General features: G+C 62.9%; 15 protein-coding genes. 6 read left to right on the plus strand and 9 right to left on the minus strand.

Features of this window, described 5'->3' with window-relative positions; genetic code table 11:
* Positions 1–64: 64 nt before the first annotated feature.
* Positions 65–1,051 carry a hypothetical protein gene (locus tag AC3A4M_RS06820; RefSeq protein WP_498734820.1) on the minus strand — a complete coding sequence of 329 codons (987 nt, stop codon included), beginning with the start codon at positions 1,049–1,051 and terminating at the stop codon, positions 65–67.
* Positions 1,052–1,204: 153 nt separating this feature from the next.
* Here AC3A4M_RS06820 and AC3A4M_RS06825 point away from each other — a divergent pair, with 153 nt between their 5' ends.
* From AC3A4M_RS06825 to AC3A4M_RS06835, 3 genes are all read left to right on the plus strand, one after another.
* A complete protein-coding gene (locus AC3A4M_RS06825) occupies positions 1,205–1,747 on the plus strand; it encodes a peptidylprolyl isomerase (protein ID WP_498732887.1) in 543 nt (180 codons plus the stop codon).
* Between the two features lie 291 nt (positions 1,748–2,038).
* Positions 2,039–2,698 carry a rhomboid family intramembrane serine protease gene (locus AC3A4M_RS06830; protein ID WP_498732886.1) on the plus strand — a complete coding sequence of 220 codons (660 nt, stop codon included), beginning with the start codon at positions 2,039–2,041 and terminating at the stop codon, positions 2,696–2,698.
* Between the two features lie 1,421 nt (positions 2,699–4,119).
* Positions 4,120–5,301, plus strand: a complete 1,182-nt coding sequence (locus AC3A4M_RS06835) for an NAD(P)-dependent malic enzyme (RefSeq protein WP_498734822.1) — start codon at positions 4,120–4,122, stop codon at positions 5,299–5,301.
* A 75-nt stretch (positions 5,302–5,376) separates the two neighbouring features.
* On the opposite strand, the gene AC3A4M_RS06840 is transcribed toward AC3A4M_RS06835, so the two are convergent.
* Positions 5,377–5,625: a cell division protein CrgA gene (locus AC3A4M_RS06840; protein WP_498734823.1), complete on the minus strand. Its 249-nt coding sequence runs from the start codon at positions 5,623–5,625 to the stop codon at positions 5,377–5,379.
* Positions 5,626–5,904: 279 nt separating this feature from the next.
* Between AC3A4M_RS06840 and AC3A4M_RS06845 the strand changes: the two genes are divergently transcribed.
* Genes AC3A4M_RS06845 through AC3A4M_RS06855 form a run of 3 tightly spaced genes read left to right on the plus strand, consistent with a single transcriptional unit; the run spans position 5,905 to position 7,474 of the window.
* Positions 5,905–6,660, plus strand: coding sequence for a class E sortase (locus AC3A4M_RS06845; protein WP_498734825.1), 756 nt, complete (start codon positions 5,905–5,907; stop codon positions 6,658–6,660).
* Between the two features lie 2 nt (positions 6,661–6,662).
* A complete protein-coding gene (locus AC3A4M_RS06850; protein WP_498732881.1) occupies positions 6,663–6,827 on the plus strand; it encodes a hypothetical protein in 165 nt (54 codons plus the stop codon).
* Positions 6,828–6,829: 2 nt separating this feature from the next.
* Positions 6,830–7,474, plus strand: a complete 645-nt coding sequence (locus AC3A4M_RS06855; RefSeq protein ID WP_498734827.1) for an anthranilate synthase component II — start codon at positions 6,830–6,832, stop codon at positions 7,472–7,474.
* A 17-nt stretch (positions 7,475–7,491) separates the two neighbouring features.
* On the opposite strand, the gene pknB is transcribed toward AC3A4M_RS06855, so the two are convergent.
* Genes pknB through AC3A4M_RS06890 form a run of 7 tightly spaced genes read right to left on the minus strand, consistent with a single transcriptional unit; the run spans position 7,492 to position 17,097 of the window.
* Positions 7,492–9,537 (minus strand): Stk1 family PASTA domain-containing Ser/Thr kinase, encoded by a 2,046-nt coding sequence (gene pknB / locus AC3A4M_RS06860; protein WP_498734829.1) that lies wholly within the window; start codon positions 9,535–9,537, stop codon positions 7,492–7,494.
* A 27-nt stretch (positions 9,538–9,564) separates the two neighbouring features.
* The gene (locus AC3A4M_RS06865; protein ID WP_498734830.1) at positions 9,565–11,361 is read right to left on the minus strand and encodes a protein kinase domain-containing protein; all 1,797 of its coding nucleotides are present in this window, start codon (positions 11,359–11,361) and stop codon (positions 9,565–9,567) included.
* Positions 11,358–12,806 (minus strand): peptidoglycan D,D-transpeptidase FtsI family protein, encoded by a 1,449-nt coding sequence (locus AC3A4M_RS06870; protein ID WP_498734832.1) that lies wholly within the window; start codon positions 12,804–12,806, stop codon positions 11,358–11,360. The genes AC3A4M_RS06865 and AC3A4M_RS06870 overlap by 4 nt, the downstream gene beginning before the upstream one ends.
* Entirely contained in the window at positions 12,803–14,239 is a 1,437-nt protein-coding gene (locus AC3A4M_RS06875) for an FtsW/RodA/SpoVE family cell cycle protein (protein ID WP_498734834.1), read from the minus strand. Before AC3A4M_RS06875 ends, AC3A4M_RS06870 begins: the two co-directional genes overlap by 4 nt.
* The gene (locus AC3A4M_RS06880; protein ID WP_498734835.1) at positions 14,232–15,872 is read right to left on the minus strand and encodes a PP2C family protein-serine/threonine phosphatase; all 1,641 of its coding nucleotides are present in this window, start codon (positions 15,870–15,872) and stop codon (positions 14,232–14,234) included. Before AC3A4M_RS06880 ends, AC3A4M_RS06875 begins: the two co-directional genes overlap by 8 nt.
* A gap of 2 nt (positions 15,873–15,874) precedes the next feature.
* Positions 15,875–16,357: an FHA domain-containing protein FhaB/FipA gene (locus AC3A4M_RS06885; RefSeq protein WP_498734836.1), complete on the minus strand. Its 483-nt coding sequence runs from the start codon at positions 16,355–16,357 to the stop codon at positions 15,875–15,877.
* Positions 16,357–17,097 carry an FHA domain-containing protein gene (locus tag AC3A4M_RS06890; protein WP_074700264.1) on the minus strand — a complete coding sequence of 247 codons (741 nt, stop codon included), beginning with the start codon at positions 17,095–17,097 and terminating at the stop codon, positions 16,357–16,359. Before AC3A4M_RS06890 ends, AC3A4M_RS06885 begins: the two co-directional genes overlap by 1 nt.
* Positions 17,098–17,145: the final 48 nt, after the last annotated feature.

Genomic DNA, 17,145 nt, shown 5'->3' on the forward strand with positions numbered 1-17,145 from the left:
TCCGGAGTAAAAAATGAGGTCCCCGCCGAAGCAGGGACCTCATTCACCATCTGTGGAAAATGCGTTATTTGTTGCTATCCTTAGCCGCATCCTGGGCTGCCGAATTAGCGACCCGTGCTGCGCCCTCCGCGGCGGAGGTCGTCTTGGCTGCCGAGGCATCGGCAGCGTTCTTGGCGGCCTCGGCGGACTGATCCACTGAATCCTTGGCAGCTTCGGCGGCTTTGTCCGTGTCTGCCTTTGCCGCTGTGGCAGCGTGCTTAGCGGTACCGGAAGCGCTTGCTGCGGCGTCGGCAGTTTTGTCAGCCAACGTTGCAGAAGCGGCAGCGGCAGCTTGCTTTCCTGTGTCTGCCGCTTCGGCTGTTGATGCAGTCGGAGCGGCCGAAGTGTTGGGAACCGGAGTAGGGGTCGGAGTGACCGGAGTCTTCCAAGGATCTTCAACCGGCCGGGAGGCCCGCCATGCGGCGACACCGGCAGCCGCAGCCGCACCGATAACGCCGGCAATGAGCCAGCCCTTGCCCTTGCCTGACTTCTGCTGCTTCTTCAGTTCCTTGGCAGCTTCCTTGGCGGATGCAGCAGCCGCCTTCTGGGCCTTGCGGATCATTTTCTTCGACCCCACGACCTGTACTGCAGCGGACTTGTCGAGGGATCGCGAAAGGTTCTCCCCCGCACTGCCGACCCGCTGGGACAAAGTCGGAATGTACTCGCCGACGACCTTGTCCCGTGCATGGGTGATGGTGGGGGTTGCCTTGTCCAGGGTGCCCTGGATGCGTGGAGTAGCCTCATCGACAATCTGGGCGATCTTCGGCGCAATCTTGTCCAGCTCTGCCTGAATCTTGGGAGTCACTGTTGAGACACCCTGTGACAGGTCATGAGCGGCGCGCTGAATGCCCTCCTGGATTCTGGGAGAAGCTGTTCCGATGCCCTTTTCGATACGCGGCACCGCCCAGTTCAACGCAGCCTCTACCCGAGGAGTGGCCCAATCACGGGCATTTTCCACACCGACGGTGATGGTGCCCTCTAGATCACGGGCTAAACGTTCGGTTTTCTTCACTACTACCTCCCGGAGATGGTGACGGTCCACACTCAGACTACTTCGTGCCTGCGACAAGGTGCTATGCCGGTCCCTGAATAACAGGTATTTTCACTGAACGCGGAACCGGGCGCAGCTGGCAATTTCCTTGCGGTCGCGTGGAAGAATGGCTCTATGACTGCTATTCCTACAGCTAAAGCAACCATTCACACCAACCACGGCGACATCGTGGTCAACCTCTTCGGCAACCATGCCCCGAAGACGGTCAAGAATTTCATCGGTCTCGCCACGGGCGACATCACCTGGAAGCACCCGGCGACCGGCGAAGAAACGAACGCTCCCCTTTACGACGGCGTCATCTTCCACCGCATTATCAAGGACTTCATGCTGCAGGGCGGAGATCCGCTCGGACAGGGCGTAGGAGGCCCGGGCTACCAGTTCGACGACGAGATCAACCCCGATCTGGACTTCACCGAGCCCTACAAGCTGGCGATGGCCAACGCCGGCCTCCAGGGTGGCCGCGGCACGAACGGCTCGCAGTTCTTCATTACGACGACCCCCACCACTTGGCTGCAAGGCAAGCACACCATCTTCGGCGACGTGACCGATGAATCCTCGCGCGCGGTTGTGGACAAACTGAACACTGTGGCTACGGACATGCGGGACAAGCCGCTGGAAGACGTTGTCATCAACAACATCACGGTCGAGCAGCTCTAAGACCCCAATCATCCCCGTCCGGCCGAGTCCGGGCGGGGACGTTTTTCTTAACCAGCTTTCCTCCAGGAGACGCCCCTCATGTCCTATGGGATGCCGGCGCAACAGCCGCAATCCGAAGTTCCCGTCTGTCCGCGCCATCCGGACCGGATCTCCTATGTCCGGTGCCAGCGCTGCGGGCGACCGACTTGCCCCGAGTGCCAGCGGACGGCTGCGGTCGGCATCCAGTGTGTGGACTGTGTCAGGGAACAGGGTCGTAACCTCCCGACCCAGCGCACGGTTTATGGAGGAGCGGTGACAACCGGTAAGCCGGTAGTAACGCTAACCATCATCGGGCTTTGTGTTGCGATCTATATTCTGCAGTGGGTGTTGCCCGGCGTTATTCAGGCGAATCTTGTTTATGCTCCGCTTTACACCGCCCAGATCCCTGGACTGCCCTTCGAACCGTGGCGAATGATCACTGCAGGCTTCCTGCATTCAACGGGTCTCCTCCTGCATATCGCGTTTAACATGTATGCGCTCTGGATCTTCGGCCAACACCTCGAACCGTTGCTGGGACGTCTGAAGTTCGTGGCGCTGTACCTTCTATCGATCTGGGGCGGCTCGGTCGCTGTGCTCCTGCTCGGCGAAATAAACCAAGGCGTCGTAGGCGCCTCCGGCGGCGTCTTCGGTCTTTTCACAACCCTGTTGATCGTGCAGCTGCAGCGCAAACAGGACGTCCGCGGCATTCTGGTGCTGATCGGCATCAATATTGCCATCAGCTTCTTCCCTGGCATCTCGTGGCAGGCACACATCGGCGGCATGGTTACCGGTGCGCTGGCTGCTGCCGCCATTGCCTTCGTTCCTCGAGGCGGGAGCCAGCAGCGGTTGCAATGGGCGGGTCTTGCTGGCATTGCGGTATTGCTGGTCGTCCTGACGTGGATCGGGTCATCACTGGTCACGTTGCCCCAATAATCTAGAGGCCCCGGGGCCGGTACTGCTGCAACCGCGGCGGTGCCGGCCCTTCACGTTTAAGCGCGTTTGCGGCTTTTAGAGCCGTGCTCGGACCTGTGGAAATATCACGGCAAGTTGGGCCGAGCCGGGCAGCAGATCTTCCTTCAGAGCGCCGACCAAGTTGTTCACAGTTGTGCACAGAGTTTTCCACAGGAGTGCATAACTTCCTCGCTTGAGTCCGCTTAAATTCTGCGATCACTGTCGTAGCAGTATCCACAGCTGTGGAATTACATGTGTGTAAGTTATCCCCGTTGTGCATAACCTCTGTGGATAACTCGTCTGGGGGCGCAAAACCAACAGTAGAACATATGATCGAACGCGTATCCCCACCAGAGTGTGGGAACTGTGGATAACTTTTCGCGCCCCAACATGAGCCGTAGGTCCGCTCGCGAGAGAATGCCGCTCCGTCCCCTCAAGCGGTTAGAGCCGCACAATTGCGCAGTGTCGGTAGAACGACGCAGGTTCATTACCCCGCGCTTCTGCTGTTCTGGACTCAACTAGGGCCCGCCGTCGTCACCCACAGGCCCGCGAAGTGTAGGCCGGGCCGAAAGTCAATAGGGTGCCCGCGAGTGAACCGCATTTAGCCACTCGCAGATCCATCGCATAGCCTTTTTCACATCTTCACAGTGGTTATCCACAGGAGTTATGCACAGCGTGGATAACTTACACCCCTGTGATTAAGAGGAAGTCTCGGGTCCGAAGTGGCGAAACGGCGGCAACTCTGGGGGTACCAAAGCAAAGTTTCCCCCAAAGTTATGCACGCCTGTGGATAACTCCGTGCACAACTTGTGCAAACTGCAAATTTTGGTACTTTTCGAGCGCGATTCACAAACAATCAAGCGTCGCCCACATGCGAGACTCTTCGAACGACGTGAACTGGTGGTCGCTGGAGAAATGCAGGCTGCCGCTGCGGGCGTCCGGAGGAAGACTGGAAACCATCCCGGATGCTTTGGCCACACTCGCCGAACCGCAATATTTTGCCGCCCTGGCTTGGAGATTCCTCCATGATTCGTGGGCCGGTAGAGGCGGGCAGGAACGGAAGTCACAGTTGGCCGGCACGCCAGCCGGGATGGCGCGTAACACTAGCGGCTGGGCCGCAGATTGCGAAATATTGAGAAATTTTTGGGAAACATGCCCGCTGCTGTGGTGCGCCATCCGGTAACGTAATGAAACCAGTGTCGGCTCGACCAGCCGAAACTAAGACGGTCGCCGACAGGCCAGGCGACGTTGAGCAAGATTTGCCGTGTAATACCGCCACCAGCGTCGCCGCGCACAGCCCGACGGCCCGCCGGTAGAGGATCCGCCTCCTGTATGCATGTGCTGTGATGCCCGACCACCATGCGTTCTTCCGGACCGCCGGATGCTCAGAAAAGGACATACAAGTGACTGCTGAAACCGTGAACTCGACGCCAATCGAGCTGACAACCGAAGAGATTTTCGCTGCCCATGAGGGCGGCAAGCTCTCGGTCGGACTGACGGCTCCGCTCAATGACAAGCGCGATCTCTCCATCGCCTACACCCCCGGTGTGGCACAGGTCAGCCGTGCCATCCACGCCGAACCGGAACTGGCCCAAAAGTACACCTGGGCTTCCCGCCTCGTCGCAGTGGTCAGCGACGGCACGGCCGTCCTCGGGCTCGGCAACATCGGTGCCAGCGCGTCCCTGCCGGTGATGGAAGGCAAGGCAGCACTGTTCCAGAAATTCGCCGGCTTGGACTCCATTCCGCTGGTCATCGAATCCACCGATGTCGACGAGATCGTCGAGACCGTTGTCCGGCTGCGTTCGAGCTTCGGCGCCGTCAACCTCGAGGACATTTCCGCACCCCGCTGCTTCGAGATCGAAGAACGCCTCATCGAAGCCCTGGACATGCCGGTGATGCATGACGACCAGCACGGCACCGCCGTCGTTGTTCTGGCGGCCCTGACCAACGCAGCCAAGGTCGTCCAGCGGGAGCTCTCGTCCCTGAAGGTTGTCGTTTCCGGAGCCGGCGCGGCAGGCATCGCCGTGGCCGAGATCCTGATGACCGCCGGTATCCGGGATGTGACCATCCTCGATTCCAAGGGCATCATCCATTCGGGCCGCCAGGACCTGTCCGGGATCAAGGCCACCTACGCCGAGCGCACCAATCCGCGCGGGACCACCGGCGGTAGCGCGGAAGCGCTCGAAGGCGCCGACGTGTTCGTCGGAGTTTCGGCCGGAACGATTCCCGAAGAGCACCTCGCCGGGATGTCCGAGGACGCCATCGTCTTCGCACTGTCCAACCCGGACCCGGAGGTGCATCCCGAGATCGCCCGCCGGTACGCCAAAGTCGTGGCCACCGGGCGCAGCGACTTCCCGAACCAGATCAACAACGTGCTGGCCTTCCCCGGTATCTTCCGCGGGGCCCTCGATTCCGGTGCGAAGAAGATCACCCCGGAAATGAAGGTAGCCGCTGCCCAGGCCATCGCCGACATCGCGGCCAGCGACCTCAGCGCCGACTACATCGTCCCCAGCCCGCTGGATCCGCGGGTAGCCCCCGCGGTCACGGCTGCGGTGAGCGCCGTCGCCGAGGCGAGCAAGGCGTAACAAAACTCAAAAAGCAGCGGCCGCCGGAAATTATCTCCGGCGGCCGCTGCTTTTAACTCGCGGTCTGGAAAGGTTTTACGAACGCCACTTGGTGGTCATCAGGAAGCCTGCGATGGCGATGCCGAAACCGATCATGATGTTCCACGAGCCGGCGGCGATCGGCCACTGCGCCTCGGTGATGTAGAAAACGATGATCCACAGCAAGCCGATGATCATCAGGCCGAACATCACCGGCTTGAACCACACCGGGTTCGGCTTGTACTCGGGCGCAGCCGTCGTCTGCGGCCTGCGTTCGCTTCTTTTGCGGGGCTTCGACTCTGGCATGGGTCCTCCTTCACCGGCCTGGAGCATCAGCGGAAACCGGCGGTTGTCATCAGTAGCGGACATTCTCTGCCGACTATAGAAGGTATTCTGCTTGAGAGACCTTTAATCAGCATGTTCTAGCTGTTTAGTCTACTAATACTGTTCTGCGGTTGTGACCACGCCGCTCCTGCCGGGAGTGCAAGGCCGCAACACCAACCTGGAGGTGCCGTGGCGGACGCTGTGGATTCTGCTGTGCCGGGCCGCCGGCGACGGCGAAAAGCCAGCGGGCGCAGGTCACCGGTGCAGGTTGTCGTCCAAGTGGTCGGCGAGCTGCTGATCACCTTGGGTCTGGTGGCTCTGCTGTTTGTCGGCTGGGAATTGTGGTGGACCAATATCGAGTCCAACCAGAAGCAGGAAGAGGCCCTCACCTCGCTCTTCGAGGAATTCGAGCTGCCCGCCGCTGCTGCCCCGTCTGCCAGTCCGGAAGCGGATAGCGCGGAAGAAAACAACGATGACGCCGAGCCGCCGGTGCTGGACAAGCCCGAATACGGCGAGACGTTCGCCGTCGTCTATGTGCCGCGCTTCGGTGAGGACCATGCCCGGCCGGTAACCAGCGGCGTCGGGGTTGATGTGCTGGACTCGCTGGGTCTTGGCCATTACCCGGGTACCCAGATGCCGGGCGGGGTGGGGAACTTCGCGGTTGCCGGACACCGGCAGACCCACGGGCAAGTATTGGACCTGATCCATACCCTGGTTCCCGGCGACAAAATCTATGTGCAGACCAAGGACGGCTACTACACGTACACCTTCCGCAACAACCATATTGTGATGCCGGACCGCGTGGACGTCATTGCTCCGGTGCCCACCAAGCCTGAGGCCGAACCGACGGAACGGTATCTGACTATGACTGCGTGTAACCCACGGTTCGGTGCCACGGAACGGATCATTGCCTACGCAGTGATGGAGAGCTGGCAGCCTATGTCGGACGGACCGCCGGCTGAGATCGCCGAGCGCGTGGCCGAGTACGCCGCCGCTCCGGCAGGAAGCGGGAGCTGATTATGTACGGCTGGATTTTCCGCCATTTGCCCGGGCCGCTCTGGATGCGGATCATTGTATCCATCCTGTTGATCGCCGGGGCGGTCCTGCTGCTTTTGCAGTTTGTCTTCCCCTGGCTTTCGCAATTCAACCCGCTCACCGATTCCACGATTGGCACGATCGAATAATCATGACCACCACTCCCCGCATCCTGGTTGTCGATAACTACGACAGCTTTGTCTACACCCTCGTGGGCTACCTGCAGCAGCTTGGAGCCGAGACGACCGTTGTCAGGAACGACGACGTGACACTGGCCGAAGCAATCGAGCTGGCCGGAGCGCGGGACGGCGTGCTGGTCTCCCCCGGGCCCGGCAACCCCGCCGAGGCGGGAGTTTGCGTGGAGCTGATCCGCTGGTGCGGCGAGAACAGCAAACCGATGCTCGGCGTCTGCCTGGGCCATCAGGCGCTGGCCGAGGCCTACGGCGGCGTGGTGACCCATGCAGCGGAGCTGATGCACGGCAAGACGTCCCAGGTACTGCACCGCGGCCAGAACGTCTTTGCAGGCGTCCCTAGCCCTTTCACCGCCACGCGCTACCACTCGCTGGCTGCGGTCCGGGAAACAATTTCCGCGCAGCTCGAGATCACCGCCGAAACCGAAGGCGGGGTCATCATGGGCCTGGCGCACCGCGAAGCCCCGCTGTGGGGCGTCCAGTTCCACCCGGAGTCCGTTCTGACCGAGGGCGGCTACCTCATGCTGGGCAACTGGCTGGAATCGCTGGGCATGGAAGGCGCAGCGGAGCGCGCAGCGACCCTGAGCCCGCTGATCACCAAGTAGCGTTACCCGGCTGCCTCCTAGAGGAACGGGAGGTCCGAGCCGTCCTCAGCGCGGCTGTTGCTGTCGTCGCGGGCGTCGTTGCCGCTGTCGTCCCGGCCGCCGTCGTTATTTCCCCGGCCGCGGTCATCGCCGTTATTGTTGCCGTTGTTGTCATCCGAATCCGTCGGCGGGTCCGTGGGCTCCGGTTCCGTCGGTTCGGGAGCCGGCTCCGGCGCGACTGCGACCGTAATGACGATCTCGGTGCCCTGGGGGACGTTGCTGCCGGCGGCATGGCTCTGCGCGGTCACGGTGCCGGGTTCGACAACCTCGTTTTCCACCTGCTCCACCCGGTAGGGCAACGCGACGGCGGGGTCATCCTGGAGCAGGCTGATGGCCTCTTCCTCCGTCTTGTCGAGGAGAGCCGGCACGGTCACCAGCCCATTTGAAATCACCAGGTCCACCGTGGAATCGGTGCGGACCTTTTCGCCGGCCTTGGGATCCGTAGCGATGACATTCCCGCTCGGAATTACGGCACTGTTGGCCGAGACGTTCTCCCCCGGTACCAGACCGAGCTGGCGAAGCTTGTCCCGCACTTCCCCTTCCGTGCGGCCGCTGAAGTCCTCCGGGATAGTGACGAACTCCTTGCCCTGCGAGACATAGACGATGACTTCGCTGTCCGGCAGGGCCGCCGTGCCGCCCTCGGGGTCAGTGCTGATGACTTCGCCTTCAGGCACTTCATCGCTGAACCTGGACTCGATCTGCGGTACCAAGCCGTGGTTGAAGATGGTGTTGGAAGCCTCCGTCTGCTCCATGCCGGCCACCGGAGGTACAGGGACCATGTCAGGCTCAGCGTTGCGCAGGTAGTTGAAGAGGTAAAAACCACCGCCAGCAAGCAGGAGCACCAGTGCGATCACCAGCACCGTTGTCCAAGCGCGTCGCCGGGTACGGCGGCTCGTATCGACTTCTTCGGATTCGTTGCCGACCTGCAGCGCCATCGGGATGGCGGCCGTGTGGGGCGATGCATTGATGGGGCCGGTTTGGTCCAGCCCATCGGTGTCGTATTGCTCGTCGGGAGATTCGCCGGCTTCGGGCGTGCTGGGGCCGTTACTGCCCGGTGTCCCTACCGGTACGGGGAAAGGAGCGGCGGTGAAGGCAGCAGTCGGAGCGCTCTGCGCAGGCATCGCTTCGGTCTGGGCCTCGTCGGCAGCGACCATGATTCCTTCTTGGGCGCCTTGGAGGGCCGCGCTGAAGGAGGCTGCGTCCTGGAAACGGTCTGTTTTGTCTTTCTGCAGTGCGCGTGCCAACACTGAGTCCAAGGCGGGAGTGACGTCCCGGTTGAAGCTGCTGGGCGGTTCCGGGAGTTCCCTGACATGCTGGTAGGCCACGGAAACAGGGCTGTCTCCGATGAATGGAGGTCGGCTGGCTAGCATTTCATACAGCAGGCAGGCGGCAGAATACAGATCGCTGCGGGCGTCTACCGTTTCGCCGCGTGCCTGCTCCGGCGAGAGGTACTGGGCGGTACCGAGGACGGCCTGGGTCTGCGTCATCGTCGCAGCGGAATCCGCGAGGGCACGGGCGATGCCGAAGTCCATGACCTTCACATGGTCGTCAGGCGTCACCATGACGTTGGCGGGCTTGATATCCCGGTGCACTATGCCGGAGCGGTGGCTGTACTGCAGAGCCGCCAGCACACCCAGGGCATAATCGACCGACTTTTCGATGGTCAGTTCGCCCGACCGGATCAGGTCCCGGAGGGTGCGGCCGCGGACGTACTCCATAACGATGAAGGGTGCTTTGACATCATGGGCGGCCGAGCCGGGGAGCTCCTGCTCGCCCGTGTCGTAGACGGCGACGATAGCCGGATGGTTCAGGCCGGCGACGGCCTGCGCTTCCCGGCGGAAACGCGACTGGAACGAGGGGTCGCGGGCCAGATCAGGGCGCAACTGCTTGATCGCCACAGTGCGTCCCAGACGAACGTCACGACCGAGGTGCACATCGGCCATGCCGCCACGGCCAATGAGCTCACCTACCTCGTAACGTCCGTTCAGGACCAGGGGCGCTTCCACTGGGTACTTACCTTCCATGTTCCAGTCCGCAACTGTTCACAACGCTTATCCCTCCCCGTCCGGGACGGTTGTCGGCAGGGTGAGCGTTTCTTCCGGCTCCTGGGTTTGTTCGGGACCGGAAGAGACGATGTACGTGACGGTGGAGCCTTCCGGGACGGCAGTGCCCGGCGGCGGGTCCATGCTGATCACGGTGCCTGCGGGAGCGTCGTTCGGCTCCTCGCCTCCGTTCTGCGGATTCAGGCCGAGCTGCAGGAGGGACTCGCGCACCTGCTGCTCCGGCTGGCCCGAGAGGCCGCCCGGAATATCGACGGTGCCGGGGCCCTCGGAATAACTCACCGTGATGGTCGCGCCTGGTTCCACCGAGCCGGACGGGCTGATATCGGTCACCAGGCCCTCCTGGACGTCGCTTTGCACCGGATCGCCGACAACGCCGAAGCCGTCGTTCTCGAGCTGTGCACGGACCTCGTCGAAGGGGCGGCCCTGGAAACTCGACGCTACGAGCTGGACGGTATCCGGCGTCGTGGGTTGGTCCGGCGTGTTTGTCGGTGCGTCTGGGGTCTGGGCGGGTGTGGTCTCGGTGGCTTCCGTAGTGGTGGCAGTAGCCGACCGGCTGGTTGTCGACGACGTCGCGGCCGGCGGCGGCGTGGACTCGTCATTCGTGGCGGTAAGCATGGGGACCAGCCAGGCGCCGAGGACTGCGAAGAGGATCAGCGCGATCAATCCGATCAGCGGCCAGGTCCAGGGACTGCGTCGCTTACGCGTCTCCTGTGGCGGCACTCCGCCGTCGTCGTCAATATCAGTTTCGGTCCAGGCACGCTCGGCGCCCACGCCGCCAGCCGCCGCAGCCCCTGCTGCAGCGCCGGCGGCAGCACCGCCGACGGCAGGAAGCTGGGAAGTGCCGGCGTCGACGGCCCGGGTGGGAGCCGTGCCTGCGGAAGGGACCGGGGCAGTAACCGCGCTGGTGGCCGCGTCGCCGCCGTCGAAAAGGAGCATGCCGGGAACGGCGGCCTCGGCCGCGCGGACATTGCCGGCGCGGATGGCCTCGGCTGCCTCGGCAAGTTTCTCGGCCGTGGCGGGACGGTCGGCGGGATCCTTGGCCAGCATGGACATCAGCAGCGCGCGGATGGGGCGCGGCAGGTTTTCCTGCAGCGGCGGCGGCGTGTCATTGACCTGGGCCAGGGCAATGGCGATCTGGGACTCACCGGAGAACGGGCGCGAGCCGGAGAGGCATTCGTAGCCGATCACGCCCAGCGAATAAATGTCGCTCTGGCCGGTGGCGGTCTGGCCGGTGGCCTGTTCCGGCGCGAGATACTGTGCCGTACCCATGACCTGGCCGGTAGCTGTCAGCGGAACCTGGTCGGCGAGCCGGGCGATGCCGAAGTCGGTGATCTTGACCCGGCGGTCCGGTGTGATCAGCAGGTTTCCGGGCTTGATGTCGCGGTGCACGAGGCCCTGGGCGTGTGCGACGGCGAGGGCACGTGCGGTCTGCGCGATCAGTGACAGGGTACGGTCCGGCGAGAGCACGCGTTCGCGCTCGATGATCGTGGACAGCGGCTGGCCGGGAACCAGCTCCATGACCAGATACGCGGAGCCCTCCTCTTCACCGTAATCGAACACGTTGGCGATGCCCACGTGGTTCAACAGTGCTGTGTGGCGTGCTTCGGCCCGGAAGCGGTTCAGGAAGCCCGGGTCACCGGTGTACTCCTCTTTGAGGATTTTGACGGCGACAATGCGGCCAAGGACCTTGTCCTGTGCCTTCCAGACTTCACCCATGCCGCCAATGGCGATACGTTCGGTGAGCTGGTATCTGCCGCCTAAGGTGATACCCGATGTAGGCCTCACTTATTTAACACCGCCTCTAGGAGTTTCTGAGCGTTCGGACTAGTCAGTTGGGAACCGGTGGCCAGGTTCACGTCTTCAATGACGATGCTGACTACTGCTTCCGGGTCATCGGCGGGAGCGAACCCGGTGAACCAGGAGTTATTGCCCTCGCTGCCGGCCATCAGCTCGGCGGTTCCGGTTTTACCGGCAACCTCGACGCCGGGAATGGCGGCTCCGTTGGCAATGCCACGGTCCACGGCGTTGACCATCCACTGCTGGATGAGCTCAGCGTTCTCCGCGGACAGGGAACGCTGCAGTTCCTCGGGTTCCGGGCTGTCAAGCACCCGCAGATCGGGAGCACGGACTGTGCGCACAAGATTCGGCTTCATCAGGACGCCGTCATTGGCAATGGCAGCGCTCACCATAGCGACCTGGAGCGGAGTCACGCGGACGTCGTACTGGCCGATCGCGGCCTGGGCCAGCAGATCATCGCTCATGCCGGTGGGGAACTGGCTGGCGGTGACGGGAATCGGAATCTTGTAGGCTTCGCCGAAGCCGAACTTCTGAGCCTGCTCGGCAATCGCGTCCTCGCCAAGGTCCATGGCGATCTGTGCGAACGGCGTGTTGCAGGACTGTTCCAGAGCGAAGGAGAAATCAACGGTGGTGCGGGCCGCGCAGCCGCCGTTGACAAAGTTCGGCAGGGAGATATTGGTCCCGGGCAGGGGCAGTTCGGCCGGGTTGTCCAGTTCGCTGTCCGCGTCGTATTCGCCGGACTCGAGGGCGGCTGCGGTATCGACCAGTTTGAAGACCGAGCCCGGTGCCAGGAGGCTCTGGGTGGCCGGATTGGTGAACGGCGAGAGACCGGCCACTTCCTCCAACTGGGCCATGTTCGACGTGACTTCGTCGGTGTTATGTCCCGCCAGTAGGTTGGGGTCGAAACTGGGCTTGGAGGCCATGGCCAGGATGTTTCCCGTATCCGGTTCCATCACCACGATCGAACCCTTCATTCCGTCGGGGATCATGTCGAACGCCATTTGCTGAAGCTCCGGATCCAGCGTCAGTTCCACCGAAGCACCTTCTACTTGGGACCCGGAGAACAGTTGCAGAATGCGGTCATAGAAGAAGTCGTTGCTGTTGCCCGACAGCTCCTCGTTCATGGCTGCTTCCATTTGCGTGGCGCTGTAGACCAGCGAATAGAACCCGGTGATGGGTGCATAGAGCTCGGGCTCGTTGTAGACGCGCTGGTACTCGAACTCGTCGTCGGACGGAACCGACTCCACAATGGGATCTCCGCCGACCAGAATGGCGCCGCGGTTCTTATCGAAGTTCTTGTACAGCGTGCGGCTGTTCCAGTCATTGGCATTGAGGTCGTCGGCCTCAAAGAACTGCACCACGGTCAGGGAGCCGAAGAGCAACGCGAACATGGCTATCGCGACTACCCACGTATTTCTGATGGCCTGGTTCATGGCTTCTTCACCTCCACGGTGCGGTGCGGATCCTGGTTCTTGGCGGGCTTGCTGCCCAGGGCTTTGATGCGCGCCAGGCCCCGCTGCGGCGGCCGGCCGCTGCTGATCGGACCGGTCATGGCGGGCCGACGGGCGGCGTCGGAAATCAGCAGCAGCAGCGCGATGATCAACCAGTTGGCGAGCAGGGACGAGCCGCCGGCCGCCATAAAGGGTGTGGTCAAGCCCGTCAGCGGGATCAAGCGGGTGACGCCGCCGATGACGACAAAGCACTGCAGCGCCAATGTGAAGGACAGGCCGGTGGCGAGCAGTTTGCCGAAGGAATCACGGGTGCCGAGGGCGGCGCGGATACCGCGGCTGACTAGCAACACGTAAAGCATGACAATGGCCGACAAACCGATGAGACCGAGCTCTTCACCCATCGCGGCAATGATCATGTCGCTGTTGGCGAAGGTAACGAGGTCCGGCCGTCCCTGGCCCAATCCGGTTCCGGTCAAACCGCCGCTGGCCAGACCGAACAGGCCTTGGACAATCTGGTGACTGCCGCCGATGCGGTTGTAGACCTCCGGGTCAAATGCGTTGAGCCAGCCGTCGATCCGGGCGGTCACATGCGGGAAGAGCTTGAAGGCGACAAATCCGCCGAACGCGATCATGACCAGGCCGATCAGGATCCAGCTGACGCGGCTGGTGGCAATGTAGATCATCGCCATGAACAGTCCGAAGAAAAGGATGGACGAGCCGAGATCCCGCTGGAAAATCAAAACGCCGATGCTGACCAGCCAGGCGACCAGCATGGGGCCCATGTCTTTCCAGCGCGGCAGCTGCAGGGGGCCCAGCTTCTTGCCCGCCAGCAGGATCAGATCCCGGTTGGTGGATAGATACCCGGCGAAGAATATAGCCAGGGTGATCTTCGCAATTTCACCTGGCTGGAAGGTGGCGAACCCGAGGTTGATCCAGATCCGCGCGCCGTTCAGCTCCATGCCGATGCCGGGCAGGAGCGGAAGCATCAGCAGGACGGCGCTGACGATGAGCGAAATGTAGGTAAAGCGGCGCAGGACGCGGTGGTCGCGGAGCAGCCAGATCACGGCGATGAGGACACCGATGGCCATGCCCGTCCACAGCAGCTGGCGGTTGGCGGCCTGGTCTCCGGTCGCGATGTCGATCCGGTGGATCATGGCCAGACCGAGGCCGTTCATCGCGGTCACGACAGGAAGTATGATCGGATCGGCATATTTCGCCCGGATGCGCAGCACTATATGCACGGCGAAGACTAGGAAGATGAGCGTGGACCCCTGGACGAAGAAATCCGAGTCAAGGGCTTGGTCCTGGTCCAGTCCGACGAGGAAGTTCGCGCCTACGCCGACGGCGAGAGCAAGGATCAGCAGCAGCAACTCAACGTTGCGGCGGGGCTTGGCGACGGTCGTGATATCACTCAACGGGACCACCTAGGCATTCGGGCGGAATGGTCGGCGTCGGCTGGGGTGTAGAGGTCCCGCCGGCGGCGGAAGCGGTTGGCCTGGCCGTCGACTCCGCTGTCTCCGGCGACGGGGACGCCGTCGGGGACGCGGACTCAGTGGGCGAGGAGGTCGACCTCTCGCCGCCCGGCGAAGGCGTTGGTGTGGGCGCGGGATCAGGACAGTTCCGGCGGCTGGTGACCCGCAGGCTTTCCACGATTTCTTCGGCATGTTCCAGATCCCGTGCCGGAATGCTGGAGTTCAGCCGCTGCTGCTGGTACACGGGCAGACTCTCCAGCCGGATGTTGTAGGCGGTGTCCAGATGGGACAACTCGATGGGACCGATGTTCTGCGAGACCCCATTATAGATCGCGACCCGGCCCTCATACTGGCTGACAAAATACTGGGTCTGGGTCCAGAGGTAGCCGAACCACAGGACTGCCACCAGGAGTATGGACATCACGGCGAGGAAAGCAGGCACAATCCAGCCGCGTCGTAGGGACTCCTCCGGTTCATCGTCGGCCGGGCTTTCGGCCGAAGGCGCCTTGTGGGTGAGCAGCGCGGCAGCACGGCGCTGGGTGGAGTGCTGGGTGACGATCGGGATCTGGCCGGTCTCCGTGGCAAGGGCAGCGGCACCTACGAGTACGTGCGGCCGGGTCGAGAGTTCGCGGCGGATCAAGTCCGCCCGCACCGCGCCGATCGGATTGCCGGACAGGTCTACGGCGTCCGCCGCATCATCGGCGACCGACGCGGCTGCGGCCGTGCCGTCGTCGTTATTTTGGCGGCCGGCGGAGGCGGTGGCGGCGGGAACGGCAGCAGCATCATCGATCAGGGCGTCGTCGGGCTCCGGCTGGGTGTTCAATCGGACGGCTGCGGCGGCCAGATCTGCTTCGGTCGCTTCCGCTACTTCGACCATGACAACAGTGACATTGTCCGGGGCACCGCCCTCGAGCGTGAGCTCCACGAGCCTGTCCACCGTGTCCTGGAGCGAATCCGAATAGCGGACGGCGTCCTCGATAACGTGGTCCGGGACGACGGCGTCGAGGCCGTCCGAGGACAGCAGCCACTTCTCGCCGGCCTCGGCCGGGTGCGAGGCCAGATCCAGTTCCGGGCTGGCGTCCACATCGCCGAGAACCCGCATCAGGACATTGCGGTGCGGGTGCACCTCCGCCTCTTCGGGGCGCAGCCGGCCCTCATCGATCAGCCGCTGGACGAAGGTATGGTCGATGCTGACCTGTTCAAAGGTGCCGTTCTTCAGCCGGTAGGCGCGCGAGTCCCCGATGTGCGCGAACTCGAGCCGGTCATCGTGGAGCAGCAGCGCCGTGACCGTGGTGCCCATGCCGGCCAGCTTGGGGCTGGTCTGCACCAGCTCGGAGAGGATGGAGTTGGCGGTCTGGATTTCGTCGGCGAGGACGTTGGCGGGGTCCTCGTGGTCGCTGCGGTCTAGATGGACCAGGTCCAGGACCGTCGAAGCGGAGGCGACATCGCCGCCTGCGTGTCCGCCCATGCCATCTGCCACAACAGCCAGGTGGTGCCCGGCGTAGGCGGAATCGTCATTCTTGGAACGGGACTTGCCTACATCCGACCGCGCTGCGTAGCGCAGGATCAATGCCATGGCTATGGCCTCAATTCAATGACCGTCTTACCGATCCGGATGGGTGCGCCGGGCTCAACCGGCAGGGCGCGTGTCAGCTGCGTTTCCCCCAAGTAGGTTCCGTTGGTGGAACCCAGATCCTCGATGAACCAGCGGCTGCCCTGCGGGAACAGCCTGGCGTGGCGGCCGGACGCATAATCGTCTTCGAGCACGAGCGTTGCTTCCTGCGCCCTGCCCAGCAGGATCGGGCTGGCGGCGAGGTCAAGCGTCTTGCCCGCCAAGGGTCCTTCGACGACGATCAGCTTGCGCGCCTGAACGCGCGGCGCTGCGGCATGCTGCTCGGCCAGGTCCGGATTCTTGCGGACTTGCCGTGCCGTCGGGGCGCCGGTCTTGTCCTTTTTGCCGATCATCAGGTCCCGGCGCAGTGCCGAGATGATGCTGATGATCAGGAGCCAGAGCAAGATCAGGAACCCGAAGCGCAGGGCGGTTACTACCAGATCGTCCATCAGGCCCCGCCGCCCCGTGCCGGCAGCAGACGGAAGGTAATGCGGGTGCGGCCCATCGTAATCACGGTCCCGTCAGTCAGGTCCTCCTGGCCATGGATGCGCTGGCCGTTGACGAAGCTGCCGTTGGTGGAGCCGAGATCCACGGCAGTGGCGGATCCACCTTCAGTACGGATTTCCAGGTGCTTGCGGGAGACTCCCGTGTCATCGATGAGGATGTCCGCTTCGGATGACCGGCCGAGGACGATGGAGGGCGCGTTCAGTGAATAGCGCTGGCCTTCGATTTCCAGCACAGGCTGAAGTCTGGTGGGTTGGCGGGCAGGTGCCGCCGGTGTGGCCGGCCTGCGCGGCTGGGAGGCCGGCGCAGCTCCGGACTTTTCCGCCGAGGAGTCGATTTCAAAATCCCCGGGCTTGAGTTCGTCGTCCTGATTGAAGGAAACGCGTACGGCGCCCTGCAGCGTGTACTTCTGGCTGTTCACGTGGTTGATCACCACATCGCACAGTTCTTCCGCCAGGGTAGAGCCCCATTGCTGGGCCATGGCGTAGTCCGAACCGCTGAGCCGGATCTCGAATACATTGGGGGCAAGCGTGCGTCCCTGGGCCAGGGTGATGGAGCGGTTGTCGAGCTCGCGGCGCAGGCGGCTCGCGATTTCCACCGGCTGGACCTGGCCTTTTCCGCCGACCGAGAAGGCACCGCGGACCATCTTTTCGATGCCGCGTTCAACGTTATCCAGTAAGCCCACTGGCTGCCTCCTCTCCTTGGTATAGCGGTCCGCGCATGCCTCAAGGGC

Source organism: Arthrobacter sp. Soil_C_60 (assembly GCF_057656375.1).

Bases quoted from the DNA above. Each gene is read 5' to 3' on its own strand.
- AC3A4M_RS06825 (WP_498732887.1), top strand. From the start codon at position 1,205: ATGACTGCTATTCCTACAGCTAAAGCAACCATTCACACCAACCACGGC.
- AC3A4M_RS06840 (WP_498734823.1), bottom strand. From the start codon at position 5,625: ATGCCAGAGTCGAAGCCCCGCAAAAGAAGCGAACGCAGGCCGCAGACG.
- AC3A4M_RS06850 (WP_498732881.1), top strand. From the start codon at position 6,663: ATGTACGGCTGGATTTTCCGCCATTTGCCCGGGCCGCTCTGGATGCGG.
- AC3A4M_RS06855 (WP_498734827.1), top strand. From the start codon at position 6,830: ATGACCACCACTCCCCGCATCCTGGTTGTCGATAACTACGACAGCTTT.
- pknB (WP_498734829.1), bottom strand. From the start codon at position 9,537: ATGGAAGGTAAGTACCCAGTGGAAGCGCCCCTGGTCCTGAACGGACGT.
- AC3A4M_RS06870 (WP_498734832.1), bottom strand. From the start codon at position 12,806: ATGAACCAGGCCATCAGAAATACGTGGGTAGTCGCGATAGCCATGTTC.
- AC3A4M_RS06880 (WP_498734835.1), bottom strand. From the start codon at position 15,872: ATGGCATTGATCCTGCGCTACGCAGCGCGGTCGGATGTAGGCAAGTCC.
- AC3A4M_RS06885 (WP_498734836.1), bottom strand. From the start codon at position 16,357: ATGGACGATCTGGTAGTAACCGCCCTGCGCTTCGGGTTCCTGATCTTG.